Source organism: Streptomyces sp. NPDC046557, assembly GCF_040645975.1.
In the GTDB taxonomy this organism is placed as follows: Bacteria; Actinomycetota; Actinomycetes; order Streptomycetales; family Streptomycetaceae; genus Streptomyces.
In genome coordinates, this window is the sequence record NZ_JBEYZH010000017.1 from 1 (window position 1) to 17,659 (window position 17,659).

Annotated in this window: 16 protein-coding genes and 8 pseudogenes; 6 read left to right on the plus strand and 18 right to left on the minus strand. The window is 69.6% G+C overall.

From position 1 onward, the window contains the following. Window positions 1–371 precede the first annotated feature (371 nt). Window positions 372–575 (plus strand): annotated as a pseudogene (locus tag ABZ934_RS24155) (IS5/IS1182 family transposase); the annotation flags it as partial. 198 nt (window positions 576–773) lie between these two features. Here ABZ934_RS24155 and ABZ934_RS24160 read toward each other — a convergent pair. Beyond that, the gene (locus ABZ934_RS24160; protein WP_361316828.1) at window positions 774–1,967 is read right to left on the minus strand and encodes a hypothetical protein; all 1,194 of its coding nucleotides are present in this window, start codon (window positions 1,965–1,967) and stop codon (window positions 774–776) included. A gap of 404 nt (window positions 1,968–2,371) precedes the next feature. Continuing rightward, window positions 2,372–2,737, minus strand: coding sequence for a hypothetical protein (locus tag ABZ934_RS24165; protein ID WP_361316831.1), 366 nt, complete (start codon window positions 2,735–2,737; stop codon window positions 2,372–2,374). Between the two features lie 303 nt (window positions 2,738–3,040). On the opposite strand from ABZ934_RS24165, the pseudogene ABZ934_RS24170 reads away from it, so the two are divergent. Together ABZ934_RS24170 and ABZ934_RS24175 are read left to right on the plus strand one after the other, a co-directional pair. Beyond that, a pseudogene (locus tag ABZ934_RS24170) lies at window positions 3,041–3,475 on the plus strand (hypothetical protein); the annotation flags it as partial. A gap of 103 nt (window positions 3,476–3,578) precedes the next feature. After that, window positions 3,579–3,836: a hypothetical protein gene (locus ABZ934_RS24175; RefSeq protein ID WP_361317095.1), complete on the plus strand. Its 258-nt coding sequence runs from the start codon at window positions 3,579–3,581 to the stop codon at window positions 3,834–3,836. A 452-nt stretch (window positions 3,837–4,288) separates the two neighbouring features. On the opposite strand, the gene ABZ934_RS24180 is transcribed toward ABZ934_RS24175, so the two are convergent. From ABZ934_RS24180 to ABZ934_RS24195, 4 genes and pseudogenes are all read right to left on the minus strand, one after another. Continuing rightward, entirely contained in the window at window positions 4,289–5,023 is a 735-nt protein-coding gene (locus tag ABZ934_RS24180; RefSeq protein ID WP_361316834.1) for an SDR family oxidoreductase, read from the minus strand. A gap of 704 nt (window positions 5,024–5,727) precedes the next feature. Further along, window positions 5,728–6,081: pseudogene (locus tag ABZ934_RS24185) on the minus strand (transposase); the annotation flags it as partial. Between the two features lie 38 nt (window positions 6,082–6,119). Beyond that, entirely contained in the window at window positions 6,120–6,452 is a 333-nt protein-coding gene (locus ABZ934_RS24190) for a hypothetical protein (protein WP_361316837.1), read from the minus strand. 50 nt (window positions 6,453–6,502) lie between these two features. After that, window positions 6,503–6,691 carry a hypothetical protein gene (locus ABZ934_RS24195; RefSeq protein WP_361316840.1) on the minus strand — a complete coding sequence of 63 codons (189 nt, stop codon included), beginning with the start codon at window positions 6,689–6,691 and terminating at the stop codon, window positions 6,503–6,505. Between the two features lie 73 nt (window positions 6,692–6,764). Here ABZ934_RS24195 and ABZ934_RS24200 point away from each other — a divergent pair. Next, window positions 6,765–6,962 (plus strand): annotated as a pseudogene (locus tag ABZ934_RS24200) (IS256 family transposase); the annotation flags it as partial. Window positions 6,963–7,294: 332 nt separating this feature from the next. On the opposite strand, the gene ABZ934_RS24205 reads toward ABZ934_RS24200, so the two are convergent. The 7 genes and pseudogenes from ABZ934_RS24205 to ABZ934_RS24235 form a co-directional block, all read right to left on the minus strand. Next, entirely contained in the window at window positions 7,295–7,420 is a 126-nt protein-coding gene (locus tag ABZ934_RS24205; RefSeq protein WP_361316842.1) for a hypothetical protein, read from the minus strand. Continuing rightward, window positions 7,413–8,291, minus strand: a complete 879-nt coding sequence (locus ABZ934_RS24210) for an NAD-dependent epimerase/dehydratase family protein (RefSeq protein WP_361316845.1) — start codon at window positions 8,289–8,291, stop codon at window positions 7,413–7,415. The genes ABZ934_RS24205 and ABZ934_RS24210 overlap by 8 nt, the downstream gene beginning before the upstream one ends. A 101-nt stretch (window positions 8,292–8,392) precedes the next feature. Then, window positions 8,393–8,575: pseudogene (locus ABZ934_RS24215) on the minus strand (dihydrolipoyl dehydrogenase); the annotation flags it as partial. A 61-nt stretch (window positions 8,576–8,636) separates the two neighbouring features. Further along, entirely contained in the window at window positions 8,637–9,923 is a 1,287-nt protein-coding gene (locus tag ABZ934_RS24220) for an MFS transporter (protein WP_361316848.1), read from the minus strand. Beyond that, the gene (locus tag ABZ934_RS24225) at window positions 9,920–11,197 is read right to left on the minus strand and encodes a glycosyltransferase (RefSeq protein ID WP_361316851.1); all 1,278 of its coding nucleotides are present in this window, start codon (window positions 11,195–11,197) and stop codon (window positions 9,920–9,922) included. Before ABZ934_RS24225 ends, ABZ934_RS24220 begins: the two co-directional genes overlap by 4 nt. 1 nt (window position 11,198) lies before the next feature. After that, window positions 11,199–11,609 (minus strand): nuclear transport factor 2 family protein, encoded by a 411-nt coding sequence (locus ABZ934_RS24230; RefSeq protein ID WP_361316854.1) that lies wholly within the window; start codon window positions 11,607–11,609, stop codon window positions 11,199–11,201. Window positions 11,610–11,643: 34 nt separating this feature from the next. Then, on the minus strand, window positions 11,644–11,814 hold the full coding sequence (locus ABZ934_RS24235; protein ID WP_361316857.1) for a hypothetical protein: 171 nt from the start codon (window positions 11,812–11,814) through the stop codon (window positions 11,644–11,646). 252 nt (window positions 11,815–12,066) lie between these two features. On the opposite strand from ABZ934_RS24235, the gene ABZ934_RS24240 reads away from it, so the two are divergent. Further along, window positions 12,067–12,957, plus strand: a complete 891-nt coding sequence (locus ABZ934_RS24240) for a LysR family transcriptional regulator (protein ID WP_361316860.1) — start codon at window positions 12,067–12,069, stop codon at window positions 12,955–12,957. A 126-nt stretch (window positions 12,958–13,083) separates the two neighbouring features. Here the strand turns inward: ABZ934_RS24240 and ABZ934_RS24245 are convergent. After that, a pseudogene (locus ABZ934_RS24245) lies at window positions 13,084–13,659 on the minus strand (GNAT family N-acetyltransferase); the annotation flags it as partial. A 415-nt stretch (window positions 13,660–14,074) separates the two neighbouring features. Between ABZ934_RS24245 and ABZ934_RS24250 the strand changes: the two are divergent. Beyond that, window positions 14,075–14,394, plus strand: a pseudogene (locus tag ABZ934_RS24250) (transposase); the annotation flags it as partial. On the opposite strand, the pseudogene ABZ934_RS24255 reads toward ABZ934_RS24250, so the two are convergent. From ABZ934_RS24255 to ABZ934_RS24270, 4 genes and pseudogenes are all read right to left on the minus strand, one after another. Next, a pseudogene (locus ABZ934_RS24255) lies at window positions 14,295–14,701 on the minus strand (ISAzo13 family transposase); the annotation flags it as partial. The pseudogenes ABZ934_RS24250 and ABZ934_RS24255 overlap by 100 nt on opposite strands. A gap of 545 nt (window positions 14,702–15,246) precedes the next feature. Beyond that, complete coding sequence (locus ABZ934_RS24260; RefSeq protein WP_361316862.1) at window positions 15,247–16,044, minus strand: maleylpyruvate isomerase family mycothiol-dependent enzyme; 798 nt, start codon at window positions 16,042–16,044, stop codon at window positions 15,247–15,249. Window positions 16,045–16,419: 375 nt separating this feature from the next. Continuing rightward, entirely contained in the window at window positions 16,420–16,812 is a 393-nt protein-coding gene (locus tag ABZ934_RS24265; RefSeq protein WP_361317098.1) for a hypothetical protein, read from the minus strand. Between the two features lie 180 nt (window positions 16,813–16,992). Then, window positions 16,993–17,313 (minus strand): hypothetical protein, encoded by a 321-nt coding sequence (locus tag ABZ934_RS24270; protein ID WP_361316865.1) that lies wholly within the window; start codon window positions 17,311–17,313, stop codon window positions 16,993–16,995. Window positions 17,314–17,659 lie beyond the last annotated feature (346 nt).

Genomic DNA, 17,659 nt, shown 5'->3' on the forward strand with positions numbered 1-17,659 from the left:
CGACGCGCCGATCTCCACCAGGGACTGCTCGAACTGGCCTGCAGCCTCATATGCCTCCGCCGCCTGCGAACCTCATTTTGAAACGATCAGTAAGTCCAGCGCGGCACCGACCCGACATGCTCTCAGTTCCGGCGCCCCAACTCGGCGACTTGCCGATCCGCTCACAATTCACCGGCCCCCACCCACCGGCGACTCACCACTTCACTCACCACCCACCCGGACGCACGCACCGGCGACTCATCAGGTACCGACACCGCACCCCACGCCGCGGCATCTCAACCCGCGGCCACGGTTCTCCCCTCCCCGAACCGGGGCACGTCGCCCACCGTGACGCCCAGGCGCAGGCGCTTGAGGCGGACCGGGTGGCCCTGGACCAGCGGGTCAGCCGCCAACGCCGGGGTAGCGCAGGCGGTCGACCCGGCTTTGACAAGTCGGTCCGTACACGCCGTAACGAAATGGAGCGGACATTCAATGCGCTCAAATGCTTGCGGGCCGTCGCCACCCGTTTCGACAAGCGTGCCTACGTCTTCCACGGAACGGTGACCATTGCCTCGCTCCGGCTGGACCTGTCCCGTCCGGTTTCGCGTTCCCGCCGGACACCTCGGTGGCCAGAGAGTAGGCAAGATGCGGTGAACTCGGCGGCTTTCTGAATCCCATGAGGTGTTACCGCCGACAACGACTCGGACGTCGTCGTCCCAGTCTTCGTTGTCGGTGAGCGGCACGACGCCCGACGCGGCAGGGGTGGCGTCGGGCCGCCGCGGCGCGGGTGGGCGTCAGCTCCCGGTGATGCGGGTCCAGGTGAACGGGCCGAAGGAGGTGGCGGTCGTCGGGTTGTGGGCGCCCGGGGTGACGGTCAGCTTCAGCCATTCCAGCGGGGTGGTGCTGCCGTGTACGACGATGCGGTGGAAGTTGGGGACGTCGTACGACGGGTGGCTGTTCCAGGCGTCGTACGCGCAGACGTCCTCGTCGCCCGTGCAGGGCGCGGCCTGGGTGAGCGGATTGTCGGAGCGGTAGACGTGGGAATCGCCGACCAGTAGAAGCACCGGCTTGCCGAAGCTCTTCGTGTGCTTGGCCAGACTGGACACGACCGGCTCGTAGTTCGCTACGTGCTCTGCGGTCTTGCCGTCCAGGGCCCACATGTCGGCCTGGGTCGTGATCACGACGTTGGACATGCCGCCGACGTTGGCGAGCGCGAAGGCGGTGTTCAGCCAGCGCAGGTCGGCGGCGGTGCGGTGGGCGGCCTCATCGCGCTGCTCCCGGGTGGCGGTCGGCGCGCCGTACCAGGGGTCGGCGTCGTTGTTGGAGCCGCCGGGCACGTTGACCGTTACGAACAGGGTGCCGTTCTTGATCCACAGTACGTTCTCCACGTACTTGGCGTCCTCGGGGTGTGCCCGGTTGGGTATCTGTGCCTGCGACAGGACGCGCAGCGTCCCGCTGCCGAGAGTGTGGCCCGGCTGGGGGAAGAACGTCTTGCGGACCAGGTCCAGGTTCGCGGCCGGGTTGCCGGAGGCGTAGTCCACAGGCTGCCCGGTGGCTGGGTCGAGTACGGGGTCGATCTGCCCGGTGAGCGGGTTGTACGTGCCGCCGCCCTCCTTGGCCTTATGGCAGTCAGCCCACTCGTTGTCGCCGGGGGTGTAGACCAGCGGGTCGGTGAAGGTCTTCCACAGGGCGGCGACGGACTGGTCGTACGCGGCGGTGCAGTACTGCTTGCCGGAGTGGATGTCACCGACGTGGATCACGCCGCTGACGTCCGGGTCCGCGTTGACGTTGGCCACGAACACCGGTGTCGCGTCGAACTCGGAGGTGTCGGTGGGGGAGGTGCCATACGGGGCGTCGCCGTACACGGCGAGCGAGAACGGCGTTTGGGCCCCGTGTCCGGAGTCGCCCGCGTTCGCCGTCCCGGCGGCGGCCGGTATCACGCTGAGCGCGAGGGCCAAGCTAACGGCCGCGTACGATCTTCTCTTCATCCTGGCTCCTCGATAGTTCGACCAGTGCCGCAGCAGCCTGCTGGCGGCACCCGTCTCCTCGGGGACGGGCAGGTGAACAGGAATCGAATACGACCGCGCAGGGCAGCTCTCTTCGCAGCCTGGCAGTTGGTGTGGCGTGACCGGCTGCAGATGCGATTTCGGCTGTGTCTGCGGGCCAGCGGCGAGGGCTGTGGTCTTCTTCACCTCATTCGGGCCCGGGCCAGCGGCAAGAGGGCCGAGGCGAGGACGGGAGTGTGCTGGACATCTTTCCCTGCCAGCTGCGGGCCGGTGCTGGCGCCCCCGCACGGCCGGCCCCGCAGTCCACGCTGACCACCTTCCGCTCAGCCGTCGCACTCTTCGGCCAAGGGCTGGGGCTCAACGCCTTGAGGTGTGGGCGCGGGCTGTCAGACGGTTGGTGACCCCTTGTAGTCGTGGCCTTCGTAGCCGCGCTCGTCCTTGTGCCAGTTCAGATAAAGGACCGCGTTCGCGTACGCTCCGCTTCCTGCTCGATGGCTGATCGTCGGGGTTCGGTAGTGGCCGTCCCGGTCACCACCGGAGGTGGCTGTCTCCAGCCGGTCCTTGAGCTGGAAGTCGTGCTCTGTCACCACGGGGTCGGTGCCCTTCCGGGAAGCCATGATCTGCAGTCGGACCTTGGCCCCGTCTAAGATCGTCGCATTCTTGTTGGCGTAGAACCTCGGTCCGTCCCAGCGGATGTCGGCGTAGGCGTAGACGGTGGGTCCGGAGCGGGCCGCGCACGTCTGGATGGTCACGTCCCAGTTGTCGGGGGCAGGGCCGGAGTATCCGGCGTCGTCGATCGTCTGGGTGCTGGTCGAGCAGCGGTAGCCGGGCGCGGCGGCCGGGGTCGCTGTGGCGGGGGTCGAGGACCATGTCCGCCGATTTCTGACCGCCCACACCCAAGAAACGACGTCCGCCCACGCTGCCGCTCCCGAAGGAGAGCAGTACGCATGACCACCGCTTCGATGCTCGAGCCCCCCACCGAGGACACCCATGCCCACCAGGCCCTCGCGTTGATCGCCCAGCACCGGCTGCTGACCACCACACAAATCCACCAGATGCTCACCCCCGACACCCCGCCCCGAAAGATCCACAAGGTGCTGGTTCCGCTGCGCGAGCAAGGACTCACGGACCAGACGGCCCTGGGCAAGAGCGGCCTACAGGCCCACTTCCTCACCCTCGCCGGTCAGCAGACGGTCAGTGACTGGCCCGAGCTGCGCGGACGAGCTCCCGCCCCGATCCAGTCACCGGCCGCCGCCTCACTGCGCGCCGCCCACACCCTGACCGGAGTCCGCGCCCACCTCGCCTTCCTCACCGAAGCCCGCACCCGCGGCGACGAGTACCACCCACTGGACTGGGTGCCAGAAGTCACCCACCGCTTCCCCGACACAGGAGGCGAGGACCGGCTCATTGCCGACGCCGTCCTCCACTACACCGCCACCCGACCCCGGCGTCTGCAATACCGGGCCTTCGTGGAAATCGACCGAGCCACCATGAGCAGCGAACGCCTCGCCCGAAAACTCATCACCTACGCCCGCTTCCACGACTACACCCCCCCAACCGATCGGCAGGCGCGCCATCGCCGACCAAGCGGCCATGCTCGCCTGGCAACGCACCTACCCCCGCTTCCCACGCATCCTGTTCATCCTCACCGGAGCCCCCCGCCCCACCCTCACCCACCGGATCACAGACCTGCGGCACATGGCCGCCACCCACGACCTGGTCCGTCAGCTCGCCGCTCACGTTTCCCTCGGCGCCGCCATCCTCGAAGACATCGAGGCCCACGGCCCCCACGCCAAAGTCTGGACCCCACTCGCCGGCGATGCCGAACCCCGCGGCTGGACACAGCTGTGATCCTCCGGCCTTCGACCGACCGCCACTGCGACCGTCGCCCAGAGTCTGACTACAAGCAGGATCAAAAAGCGGGATGTCTCGTGCAGTTCGTACGGTCGCCGACACCGATGGCCCCTGGCGGGTGGCGTACGAGCACGAGCCTTGGCCGTTCCGATGGATGTGCTCTTCTTCCAGGGAGATGTGCTCCGCCGTAGTACACCGGTTGCGAACGGCGAGATACCAGCCCTGACGTTGCTGACCCGGCCGGGGACGGAGTGGCTCTCGGACGGTCGGCAAGGATGGAGACGACGATCACAACCGATCCACGGAAGTAACGCTCATGGCAGACATCTGGGTACCTGGTGCTCGGCACGCAGGTCGAGCACCTCGCCCGCCCAGGCCGGGCTTTCCGCGACGGGCTCGACGGCCCGTGCCTGTTCCATGACTGACCACTCCACTTCGAGGGCACGGTCTCAACGCCCGAGCAGCGTTCCGCCGTTGAGGAACTCTCCGGTGATGTAGCCCGCCTCCGGTGCGGCCAGGAAGGCGACCGCGGCAGCCACGTCCTCGGGCTCGCCGACCCTGCCGACCAGGGTCTGCGCCCGTCTGCGTGAGAGTTCCTCCTCGGTCGCGGGGCCGCCGAAGAAGTCGGTCCCGGCCACGTAACCGGGCACGACCACGTTGGCGGTGGCTCCCCTGGGCCCCAACTGCCCGGCCAGCGTGTGGTTCCAGGCCTGCAGGGCCGCCTTCATCGCCCCGTAGGCCCCGTTGCCGCGCAGGGCGGCGATGGACCCGACCGTGACCACTCGGCCGCCCGGCGAGGCGAGCCGGGGCAGCAGCGCCTCGGTGAGCAGGACCACCGGCAGGACGTTGTTGTCGAAGTCCCGCCGCCACCGCTCGGCGACCTCCTTCAGGCCTCCCCCGGCCGCCGCGGGTGTGCCACGTCCGCCCGCGTTGTTCACCAACACGTCGACCTGCTCGGGCAGTTCGGACAGCCTGGCTTCGATATCCGCGGGGTCGGACAGGTCGACGGCGACGGTGCGCACCGGGTGCGCACCGTGGATCATGTCCGCCGCTGCCCGCAGCACCTCGGCGCGCCGGCCGAGGATGGTCACCCGGTCACCCTGCCGGGCGAACCGGGCGGTCACGGCCCGGCCGATTCCCGTGCCGCCACCGCTGATCACTACCGACCGTTCTGTGCCGTTCATCCGTTCCTCCGGGTCCTCGCCGATCACGTCACCACCACCCTTCCACGCGTACCGTCCACCTCCATGACGGTGTCCGGCCCGAGGCCGGCGAGGGCCTGGGAGCCCGCTCCGGTGACGCAGGGCAGGGCTGATGTATCCGCACGCCCTCACCGTCGGTTCCGCCGCATCGGGACCGAAGGCCCTGCGGCAGGCGGTGATACGCATTACGAGACCGTGAGCGATCATGTCATGTAGTGCCTCGTCGTGCTGTGCGGTGACGTTTTTCCTGATCAGAGCACGTGCCGCAGGTTGCCCTGTGCCACCCTGTGATGCACGGTCCGAAGGCGTCTGTCCACCGGTTGTCCACCGGCGGCCCCGTCACTGAGGTGACCGGGAGCCCACCGCAGACCCGCCCACGAGGCCACACGCCATCACCAGGAAGATCCGCGAAGACGGAGACCAGGCCGGTATGACGGCCTGCGCCACGCCAGAGGCCAGCAGCGACTACCTGCGACGAGGTGAATCTCGTGGCCAGTTCCCCTCGGGACCTTCCGAGAGGAGTTAACGACACACATCAACCAGCGATCAGATGATCTGGAGTAGGCGGCCTGGCACAGGGTCACACTGAATGGAACGGCGGCTCCCAGGCCCGGCCTTGGAACATTCCGGCCGCGCCGCCCGTGCACGACCGTCACGGCCGCAGGTGTTCGGACGGGCCAAACCGGCGTCTGCTTCGTCATCCGAAACGTGTGCCCCGATCGAATCTGCACAGGAACGCCTGCCAGCTCAGATCCACATCGGTGCCGCCCATTCCGGTCCTGGGAAAACCACAGCCACGGAGGCAGCGGAGCGCCGCCGCCGGGCAGACGATGGACCTTCAGACGGACCAAGGTCCCTCGGTGAGGGAGTTCTCGTCCTGGTCGATCCAGGCCGAGCGAGTGGTAAGGCGAGGGTGGGTCCGGTCCCAGGCCACAGCCACAGCCTGGGCAGGACCGTAGCGGTCGGTGACCTGGACCGTAGCCTCGTTCGGCTCGGCCGCAGGTCTCCGGCTTGGCGAACCGGAACCCCTTGCCTTGTCGCCTGGTTCCGTGAACGTCTGTCACGACCGTGACAGGCATCAAGGCACCGTGAACCAGCAAATGTCACCGGAGTCGGGCAACCGGGAATGCGCGTCGACCTCTGCTGCGATTCGCGCCAAAACCCCAGCCTTGTCCGAATTCCATGGCAGGAAGGGGTCCTGTTCCGACTGCGTCAGGTCGCCCGGTCGCGCCCCTGCGTCGTACAGATCGGCGACGATCCGCAGGAGCAATCCCAGCTGTTCCTCGAACGTGGCGCCTCGTCCGAGCAAGCTCCCCACGGCTCCGCTGACTACCGAGAAACCGAGCCAGTCGTCGTGTGCGTACTGGCTCAGATATTCCAGCTCGCGGCGGTATGCGTCCTGGTTCACCATGGCTCAGTCCTCATGCTGCGGGACGTGGAATCGTTTCATGTCCAGGCCGTTCACGTCGTTGTAGTCAATGGTCGCTCCGCGCCGGACTTGCTGAACGGCCGATAAGTCACAGTCGCTTTGGGGTCGTCCGACAACTGCCACACCTCGATGTTGCCCTTCGGCGTGGGCTTGACCTCGGGAACGCCGAGTTTGGCGTGCGAATCCAGGCGGATCCTCTCCAGCTCCACCTCGTCGACCATCCTGACGCCGGGGCTGTCCTCCTAACCGGGAGTGTTCAATCAACGGCGGATCCGATGATCAAGGAGACGCCAGATGAGCGAGACCATCTTTGTGACCGAGGCCGTCGAGGGGCCGGTCGTCGAGTTGGCTGCGGAAACGGTGTCGGACGACCAGTTGATCAGGATGCTGGTCGAGCGGGCCCGGTGGGAGGGCCTGCAGCTGACCGGTGCGGGTGGGCTGTTGCAGCAGCTGACCAAGCGGGTCCAAGAAGTGGACCATGCGCTGGAAGGCACCCCTGAACGCCTTCCAGATCGAGTTCGAAGGCCGACTCACCCCGGCCGACCACTGACAACCTCAACAACCAAGATCAGCCGCTAATTTGACACACCCGCTCCAGGCGCGGTGCAACGCGCCTGCGCACAGCTGCGTGAGTCACTTACACCACAACCCTGGCCGCCGCCCCGGACCCCTGCCCTGGTCGTCACCGCAGACGACCGCACCCGCCGCGCTCGGGTCTCTGCCCCGGGTGCGGCGGGGGCTCGGAGGGCGCGGCCCGCGCACGGTCCGGCGCCAGCTCCGTATCACTGGCGCCGGTTCACTCTCCCGTCCGGCCCACCACCCGGTCAGGAGCCGCTCCTCATCGGCCGGGCCTGCTCGAAGCGCAGGTACCGTTCGACCGAGCGGGCCAGCACCTCGTTGCCGCTGGCGGTGACCACGCGGTCCCACCAGGCGCCGGTGAGGTCAGCCACGGTCGCCTCCGGTCAACTCGGTCAGCACGTACGGGCGGCTGGGCCGCCAGCCGAGTTCGGCGAGGGCGCGTCGGCCGGAGACCACCTGGTTCAAGCCCAGGGCCTCGGCGAACGGGCCGCCCACGGCCTCGGCGGCCTGCTCCATTGGCCAGGGCTCGGCCCGGCCGGTGCCGCCCGCGGCGATGTCGGCGGCTGCGGCGAGTGCCGCGACCGGCACCGCTTCGTACGCCACGCCGTGCAGCACGCTGCCCGCGTCGGCCTTGGTCGCCGCCAGTACGAAGAGTTCGGCGAGGTCGTCCACGTGCACCATCGGCCAGCGGGTCGCGGCCGAGCCGACGTACCGGCCGCTGCCGTGCTCGCGTGCCCAGTCGGTCATCAGGCCGGGTATGCCGCCACCGCGGCCGTACACGATGCCGGGCCGCACGACGACCGCGCGCACGTCCTCGGCGACCTCGGCCAGCACCCGCTGCTCGATCCGCGGGCGGTAGCCGACGATGGCGATGGCGTTGGTCGGCGCGTCCTCGTCGAGGGGCGCGTCGCCGGTGGCGCCGAGCACCCAGACGCCGCTGGTGTAGACGAAGGGGCGGCCGGTGCCGCGCAGCGGGGTGGCGAGCGCCTCGATGACGGCGGTGTCGACGTCGGCGTCGCCGCTCGGGGGAGCCAGGTGGATCACGGCCTCGATCTCGGAGGTCACCGCACCGGCCAGCGAGGCCGGGTCGGCGGTGTCGCCGACCAGCTGGGCGTGCCAGGCCCGGCCGGCCTGCGGCTCGGCGTTACGGGTAAGCGCGACGACCTGGTGGCCGGCCGCGGTGAGGTGCTCGGTGACGGCGGAGCCGATGTAACCGGTGGCACCGGTGAGCAGAACCTTCATGACGTTCCTTTCTTTGGAGCGAGACGTCAGGTCTCGCTCGATGGGATGGTGACGTGCTTCGAAGCTGCGCGGTGTGCGCAGGGTTTCGCCTCAGGGATTGATCATGTGCCGGCCGGGCCGTGCGCGGCTTCCTCGACCGCCTCGCCCAGGGGCGGATGGGCGTGCACGCTGCGGGCCGCCTCGTGGGCGGTGAGCTCTCACCACTCAGCGAGCGTCAGCGCGGTCGCGTCGGGCCCGATCAGGTGGGCGCCGATGATCGCCGATGCGCCGTTCCTGCTTTCCGATCATCCGGCTGACCCGAGTCCGACCGGGCCGGACGGCAGAACGCTGCCGAGTACTGGCCGGCTAGCCGGCGCGGCCCCGGCTGAGCTTCCTCGGCTCGGCGGTCTCGCCGCGTGCGGGCGGCACGGCGCCGACCGTCGTGGTGTACACCGCCTCGGCCGGTAGCCGCTGCTCCAGGGCGAGCAGCATGACGGCCCCCGCCGTCGAGCTCGCCGCCAGCACCAGCCAGGGCAGCCGGCCGTCGACCGCCAGCAGCCCGGTGAACAGTGACGGCGCCAGCGTCTGGGACAGCGCCCAGGACAGCTGGTAGGTGGCCAGGTAACGGCCGCGCGCCTCGGCGGGAGCGGCGCTCACCGAGAGCGCGCCCGCGCTCGGGCTGTGCACCAGTTCACCGATCGTGTACAGGACCAGAAGCCCGACCAGGCCGGCCATCACGCCCTGGCGGGGCATGCCGCCCAGCAGGGCGTAGCCGAGGAACGCGGTGGCGAAGACCAGGGCGCCGACCGCGGCCACCCGCGTACGCCGGGCGAAGCGCCGGCCGAGCCTGCCGACCGGCACGCCGGCGAAGGCACAGAGCGCGGTGTTGACCGCGAACAGCGGACCGGCCACCGAGGCGGGCAGGTCGAACTGGCTCACGGCGTACACCGGCAGCAGCACGCTGAGCGCCGAATAGCCCAGGGCGATCAGGAAGTTGGCCAGGGTGAGCCCTGCGTACGGGCGATCGCGCAGCACGGTGCGGTAGCCGGCCGGCTGTCGGCCGGTTGCGGGGCGGACCGGGTGGGGGGTCCTGATCCGCAGCGCGAACAGTGCCGCGACGAAGAAGGTGGCCGCGTTCAGCCAGGCGACCGCCAGGAAGCCGCGGTCCCCGCCGAGTTGGACCAGTCCGGCCGCGAGCAGGCCGCCGGCGCCGAGGCCGGCGTTGTTCACGCTCCGGGCGAGTGCCATCAGCCGGTCCCGGTGCTCCCCCTGGGCGAGCTCGCCGATCAGGGCCTGCTGGGTCGCGGGGAACGCCTGGGCGCCGGCCGCGGTGAGGGTGGCGACCAGGGCGAAGACCGGCAGGGTGGTGCCGAGCGGGAAGGCCAGGAAGCCGAGGCCGCGGACCAGGTAGAGCGCCAGCCGCACCCGCCGGGCACCGAACCGGTCGACGGCCCAGCCGCCGACCGGCATGGCGCCCATCGCCAGCAGTCCGGCGACGGTCAGGACGATGCCGATCGTCGGCAGTGGCAGTCCGGTGATCCGCTGGAAGAAGACCAGGCTGAACGGCACGTACATGCCGGTGCCCACTGCGTCCACCAGCATCCCGGCGATCAGGTTCCGCTCGCCGGGCACCCGGTGGTCCTTCGTCTTCATACCCTCTCCCCGAGTGCGGGGTGCGGGGCGGACACGTGCTGCCTTTCCCGGCCGACCGTGTCGCGCAGCAGCTCCGCGGCCGCCGTCGCCCCGCCGGTGCGGACCGTGTCGGCCACGGCAGCCGCTCGTGCGCGGGTCCCGGGGGTCAGGGCCGTCTTGAGTGCGGCCGACAGGGACTCGTAGGTCAGGGTCGGACCGTCGTGTGCCACGCCGATGCCCAGCTCGGCCACCCGGCCCGCCCAGTACGGCTGGTCCGCCATCTGCGGTACCACCACCTGCGGCACGCCGGCCCGGGCGGCCGTCGTCGTGGTGCCCGCGCCACCGTGGTGCACGACGGCGGCGACCCGGGTGAACAGTGCCTGCTGGTTGACCTCGCCGACGGCGAAGCAGTCGTCGCGGTCGTCGGTCAGGGCCAGGTCGGCCCAGCCGCGGGAGAGGAGGACGCGCCGGCCCTGCGCGCGGACCGCCTCGACGGCCGTCCGGGCGACGCTCTGCGCGTCGTGGACGGGCATGCTGCCGAAGCCCACGTACACCGGGGGTGCGCCGGCGTCCAGGAACGCCCCCAGGTCGGCCGGGAGCGGGCGGTCGTCCGGCCGGATCCATGCGCCGGTCTGCACCACGTCGAGGTCGGCCGGCTGCGGCCACGGGCTCAGGGTCGGGTCGGCCGCCAGCCACGGGCGATCGGTGAAGACGTGGTCGCGGACGTTCTCCACCGGGGGCAGGCCGATCGCGGCCCGGTGGGTGTTGATCGCCTCGCCGAACAGCGCGTGCATGTGCTCGGTGTTCAGGTCCCACAGCACCCGGTTGTCGGTCACCTCCGGCGGGAGCGGCCGGCCCGGCCACGCGAGCGGCGGGTGGTGCGGCGACGGCAGGTAGGTCGGGAAGTAGGCGACGAATACGTAGGGGACGCCCAGCTTCTCGGCCACCGACCGCGCGGCGGCCGCGGCCGGGATCAAGCCGGTCGCCACCACGACGTCGCATCCCTCGGCCACCGCGGCGGCGGATTCGTACGTCTCGGCGACCATCCGGGCCGCACGCTCGGACAGGCTCTCCGCCGGCAGCGGCTTCCCCGTCCCGGTCACCGCCCCGGTCGCCATCGCGCGCAGCGACCGGCCGAGCGGCACCAGGGGGATGCCGGCACTGTCCAGCAACTCCGCGAAGTCCGGCGGCGCGCACACCTGCACTTCCGCGCCGAGCGCCCGCAGTTCCGCCCCGAGCCCGAGCATCGGCTCGACGTCCCCTCGCGAACCGTACGCCACCAACAACACACGCATTTCAGGATTTCCTTTGCTTTCCGTGGATTTCGGCCCCGGCCGGCGTGGCGTCGCCCGTGGTCTTGCCGTAGCCGAGGGACTCGACGATCCGGCCGTCCCGCACGAGGATGAGGTTCACGCCGCGGACGGAGTCGGTGGGTTCGTTGCCGAAGTAGTACCGCCAGCGGACCGTGGCCCGTTCACCGGTGACGACGACGGCTTCCGGCTCGAACCGGCCCGCGCGGTCCTCGGCGAGGGCCCGGCAGAACTCCAGGCACTCGGCGCGCCCTTCGTAGCGGGCTCCGTCGGGGGCCGGCCCCCTCGCCTCCATCACGCAGTCGTCGGCGATCAGCTCGGCGAGTGGCGAGGTGTCATGGTCGAGGAAGACCCGGTTGAAACGGTGGACGACCTCGGCCGTGGTACGGGACGACATGCCGCATCCCCTCAGCAGTCCCACGACCGGTCGGTCACGGGTTCTCCTGGCGAGGCTTCGGCCGCCGCGTCCTCGACCGCGGTGACAGGGCCGGGCACGCGTCCGGCAGGCCGTTTCGCTGGGCGTGCTCGACCTGGGCAACGAGGGTGACGACGGCGCGCACCTCCTCCTGCGAACCGGTGACGCCGGCGACGAGGGGCTTCATGAGGGTGTCCTTCCTGGGTGTGCGGGTGTGCTGGCGCCCTGGGACAACGGCTGGTCTCCCGTCCGGCACGCTGTCGGCGGCCGCAGGCGGGCCGCCGGGCGGTGCGGTGTCACCGGTACGGGCGCCGCACCGCCCACGGACCACCGCGCGGCGGTTCCGGCCGCTGTCAATCTTCCAACTCCCCACCGCGCCCATCAACGTCGAAGATCAGTAAGATCCGATAACCGAGACTTATGACGGGGGTCGGCACAGGTGGAAATACGCGACATCGAGATCTTTCTGACGTTGGCCGAGGAACTGCACTTCGGCAGGGCGGCCGCCCGGTTACACCTCACGCAGGCTCGCGTCAGCCAGGTGATCGGACGCCAGGAGCGAAGACTGGGCGGCTTGTTGTTCGACCGTTCCAACCGCCGCCAGATCCGCCTGACCCCGCTCGGCCAGCAGCTCCGCAGCGACCTGCGGCCGGTCTACGCGAACCTGCGCGACAGCCTCGAACGCGCCCGGATGGCCAGCCGCGGCAAGACCGCACGCCTGCGCGTCGGCATGCTGCCGTTCAACGTGCCCGACATGTACCCCTACTGGGAGACCTTCCGCTCCCGTCATCCCCAGTGGGAACTGCAGCTGCGCCGGGCGCCTTACCTCGACCCGTTCGCCAGGCTGCGCGAGGGCGACATGGACGTCTTCCTCACCTGGCTGCCGGTCGACGAGCCCGATCTCACCGTCGGCCCCATCCTCTTTCGCGACCCCCGCGTCCTGGCCGTCGCCGCAGGCCACGAACTCGCCGAACGGCACTCCGTCCCGTTCGAGGCCCTGGCCGACTTCGCCCATGCCATGCCACCTGACATGCCCGACTACTGGGAAGACGCCTACCTGTCGTTCCACACGGCCCGGGGAAAGCCGATCGAACGCGTCGAACAGGTCACCAACGCCGACGAACTGATCCACCTCGTCAGCACAGGCGAGATCGTCCACCCCTTCCCCTCCCACGTCACCCGCTACTGGTCCATGTCCCACGTCCGCTTCATCCCCGTCCCCGACATGGGGACGATTCCCTACGCCCTGGTGTGGCGCAGGGACGGAGAGAACGACCTCGTCCGGGCCCTCTCCCAGACCGTCCGCGACATCGGCGTCCTGCACTTCTGACGACGCCCGCGTGCAACCGTCGCCACCTGTACCCGGCTTCGACCTGCCGAGGTGTCGAGCTGATGCGCCAGCAGGTGTCCACCAGCAGCTCCCGTTCCTCCAGGCGCAGCCGCCAATGGCCGGTTAGTCGAGTTCCTCCTGGGCGGCCTGGTCGAGGCCGCCCTCCTCGATGGCCCTGAGCGCGTGGGCGTCCAGGGTGACGGAGTGGATGCGGCGCAACGCGTCGAAGAACACGGTGTCGTCGGGTTCGGCGCTGAAGCGCAGGCGTCCGGGCCGCTCGGGCAGACCTCGCTCCGGGGTCCAGCGGTACAGGAAGCGTTCCACCAGGAGTTCGTACCCTGCGGCTCGTGCGGCGGCGAAGCGCGCCTCGGCGCCGGCGCGCAGGTCGGTCTTTTCCCGCCAGCCGCCGGGCAGGTTGATCTCGAGTTCGACCTGCCAGGGAGCGGTGCGCAGGAGTTCGGCCCCGGCCTCCTCCTCGCCCTCGGCCACGTCGAACCAGTTGATGTTGACGGGCTCCGAGTCGTCGGGGCCGCCCCACCACGCGCCGCGTGCGACGACCTCGCCGTCGCGCAGGGCGACGCGCTTCCAGTCGGGGCGGAACTGGGTACGCCGATGGCCTTCACGGGCATCCAGGGGGTCGGGGAGTGCGTCGAAGAGATGAGCATCGCTCGCGGAGAGCGCGCGGATGACCGGATTGGTCATGGATTCCTCCGGGATACAGGCTGCTTGGAGCGCTCCCGGTCAGAACTGGCGAACCACGCCGGGATAGCGGAAGAGGGAGCGCTGGAATGTTGTGAACTGCACGGCACTCGCCTCCTTCCGTCCATCTCAGGGCGTGGAGCCACACAGTACGTGATCTTCCGCGGGTCCGTCCACGGATTACCGCGCCCCTTGAAGGAGGGATCGCGGGACGATGCAGAGCGCTCTCGAAGGCCCGCGGGGCCTTGAGCGGACTGTAGTGGTCCAGCTGTGTGGATCGTGATCTCGCTGGTGGGGGCCGGTACGGGAACGGGCGCGGCCGACGTTGATCATCGTGGGTGTGTGGACTGACGACGAGACGGTGGCCACTGGCCACAGCATAGATCCCGCACGTTGGCGGGAGGCGTTTGAGGTGGCCATGGGGCGGATCGCGGGCCGGTTCGCCCGCTATGAACCTCGCCTACGGCCCGGGCGGTTGGTGCTGGGCCTGCTGTCGGACCTGCCACGCAAGAACTGCTGGACGATCGCGGAGTGGGCCGGGAGGCCAGCCCCCACGGGATGCAGCATCTGCTGTGCCGCGCCTCATGGGATGCCGATGCCGTGCGCGATGACGTGCGTGAGTACGTCGTTGAGCACCTTCACGACGACGCCGCGGTACTGGTCGTGGACGAGACCGGCGACGTGAAGAAGGGCACCCACACAGTCGGGGTCCAACGCCAGTACACAGGCACCGCGGGGGCCCGTATTTCAATAACTGTCAGCGACGGGGTCCTTGGGGGTTGTTCGGGCGTGTAGCTGCTCCAATGTGCGGGCAGGCGATCCGGGTAGCGGTGTGACGAGGATCCGGTGTAGGTCCAGGAGCCTTTTTCCGTCCTGGTACTGGATGGACAGGTTGGTGCGGTTGACGCCCAGTAGTTGGGCCAGGAATATCATGGTCACCGCTCTGCGGCGGCGCAGGATGGCTGCCAGGAGCCGGTGGGTGTGGTCCACGCTGCTGGTCTGCGGGTGGCGGTAGCTGCGCGGACGGTGGAAGCGTCGCTGGAATGCCGCCTCGGCCATGGCATCCCAGAAGGGCTCCGAGACCGAGGGGGGTAGCGGCAGGCCGTGGCGTACGGGTGCCGCCCGCCGGGCGAGCCGGAGCGGGGGCAAGTACACCGAGGCCCTGCGTAGCGCGACGACCAGCGATGTGCCGCCTGCGCCCCACGCTGGAACAGGCGGTGGGTACACCGATGGCGAGAGCGGCGGTCGCCGCTGAGCGGGTTGGCGAGGAGAGCAGCTACCTATGGCCTACCTGACAAATGATCATCTGGCGGGTTCGTGGGACCAGGAGCGCGGCCAGGGGTCGGCCTCGACGCAGAACCGCCGGTTCGCTGGATAGGGAGAGCGAGCCGGTCGGCGGTTGCCCGGCTATCGATGTACTCGTCTCTGATCGTGCGGAGGTCGTGAGTTCGAGCTGTGACCAGGTAGAGGGTCGGCTTGGTGACGCCCCGAGGCCGCCTCGCGGGTTTGAGCCCGGTGCTGCGACTGACGAACCTGGAGAAGAGTCGTGTCCTACCGGCTCGAGGCGCGGCCAACCGCCCCCGCCACGTCCTACTCCTCCGGCTCCCAGGCGCGGAGCAGGTCGAGCAGCCCTGCGTCTCCGTCAACGTGCAAGGAGTCGACGGGGATACGGTCGTACAAGTAGAGGACCAACTCACTGGCCGTGCCATGGATGGAGGCGCCGGCTGCGTCCGAGTCCTCGCCGGTCGCGGCAGTGGGCGCGGGGATGCGGGTGGAGCGTGCGCCGTCGCCGTCGACCGTGAGGCGCCAGGAGCGACCCTCGGCGGTGTGGAAGTCGAAGGCCGTGGGCTTGTGCAGCCAGGCGCTGGGCGTCGCGACGCAGGTGAACAGGAACTCCTCGACACCGTCGAGTGCGACCTCGGCCGGCAGCGGCTGCGGGGCGCCCGCGGCGAGCTGGGCGTCGTAGGTGTGCACCGCGCTCTCCTGGACCCGGTGTCGGGCGACTCCACCGGAGGTCCGCGGCGTCTGCAGGGCACTCCACCACGCCCAGCAGCCGGCGTCCGGTCCTGCCTCGCGCAGGGCGCTCAGCAGAAGCTGCGTCGACGCGGCCAGCCAGGCCAGCAGGGCCTCACGCTCCCGCGGCACTTCCAGAGCGGCGCGCGCAGCGGTGGCCTCGGCCGGGGGAGCGTCGGCAGGCCCCGCGCTGACGATGGCGGCCCAGAAACGGTCTCCCCCACCCAGGTGCTTCACCAGATCGAACAGCGTCCACTCGGGGCAGGTCGGCACCTGTGCGTCGAGACTGGGCGCGGCGGCGACCGCGGTGCGGAAGGCGGTCGACCGTTCATCGATCAGTCGCAGCAGGTCAGGGAACTCGAGATTCTTTTCCACGCCGGATGTCTATCACCGTGCTCCGGTGATCGGACAGCGATTTTCACAGTCGCCGCCGGTTGGCCATTGCGGACGTCGTCCTCGCCTCCCACCGCTCGCGTGACATGCTGCGCACTGCTGCGAGGACGCTGGTGGTGGCGGTACGCCCGGCGTCGTGCCTGTGGGTGCTCTGGCCTCGCCGCGCGGCCGGGCACCTCAGCGACGTGACGTCCACCCGGTGCGCGCGGTCATGCTGCCGTTCGATGTGATGGACGCGGAGGTCACGACGGCAGGGGAGGACCGGTCGGGTCGGAAGTTCATGTCGCGCCAGGAGAACCGGCCGGGCCGGGTCCGGCGGGTTCGGCGCCGGCAGGGATGGGGTTCGGCCGGGACACCTCAGGCCGCGGCGGACACCGGGGCGGATACCAGACCGGTGTCCGGACTTGCGGTCCTGATCCGCAGCGCGCGGACGTCGCGCACCGCGAGCATGGCGACGGTGCAACCGAGGATCACCACAGCGGCCCCGAGCAGTGTCGTGTGCACGCCGATCGCGGCGCTGAGCGGGCCGACGGTCGCCTGGGCGAGTGGGATGGCCACGAAGGAGCCGAGCGCGTCGTAGGAGTAGACGCGCCAGCCGGTCCTCGGGGATCTCCTGACGTTGACGTCGAAGTAGTAGTGACCAGCGAACGCGACCGCCTCCGGGTGGAGCGGGACCGCCTCACCGGGGGCGACGTGCCGCCGGACCCTACGGGGACGGGCGACTCCGGCCTTCGATGCACGCGCAACCAAGTGGGGCATCGAGAGCGGGCCTGGCCGTTTTCACAGATCCTCGTCATTGCAGCCAGACGCGAACCTACGGCGTCGAAGCGGGCCGCGTAAGGCCGTCTGCTTCAGGGGTGAGGATGCGCTGCTCATGGTAGCGGGCCGGGTCACCGACCATCGTCGTCGGTGGATCGACGGCCTGGTCAACTAGCTGTGTAGGACTCCGGTACGGGCGGCGATGCCTCGGAGTTCGGGTGTGGTGCGCCCGGAGAGCAGCAGGCCGGAGACGAGGGATTTCACGGCTGGGCGGGCGTGGGTTTCCTGAGGGGCCCAGTACTCGGCCTGGAGGAGGGCGCGGATGCATTCGTCTCGTCGGCCCCATTGAGCGAAAGCCTTCGCGCGGTCGGTGAAGTAGAGCGCGCGCCGCTCGGTGGTGGGGAGCGCTTGGGGTGCGAGAGCATCGGCGGCGGCGATGGCGGCTGAGGGATCACCGGCGGTGTTCTCCGCTGAGATCAGATGGAGCTGCACGGTGGCCCAGCTGAAGCCGCCGTTGGTGTCCTGAAGGTGGGTTACTGCGGGTGTCGCGCGACGGCAGCCTGGAGCGGCGGCTCGCCGGCCAACTCCCGGGGCGTGAAACGTCCTGGTAGTGCCGCATCAGGCAACGTTCGCCCGGGCGAGGCACGAGTGATGATCTTTGTGGTACCTTCGGCGCCGCCGTGCACCATTGCGAATTGGAGGAGGTGAGACCGATTAACACTGTGACAGGTCGGGGCTCCCTCCTTTGCATGGTCTAAGGGTTGTCCCGTAACTGATCTTTAGCAGCACGAGAGTGGCTCGCCGGGATCGCATCCCAGGTTCCCTTTGGGGAAGCACC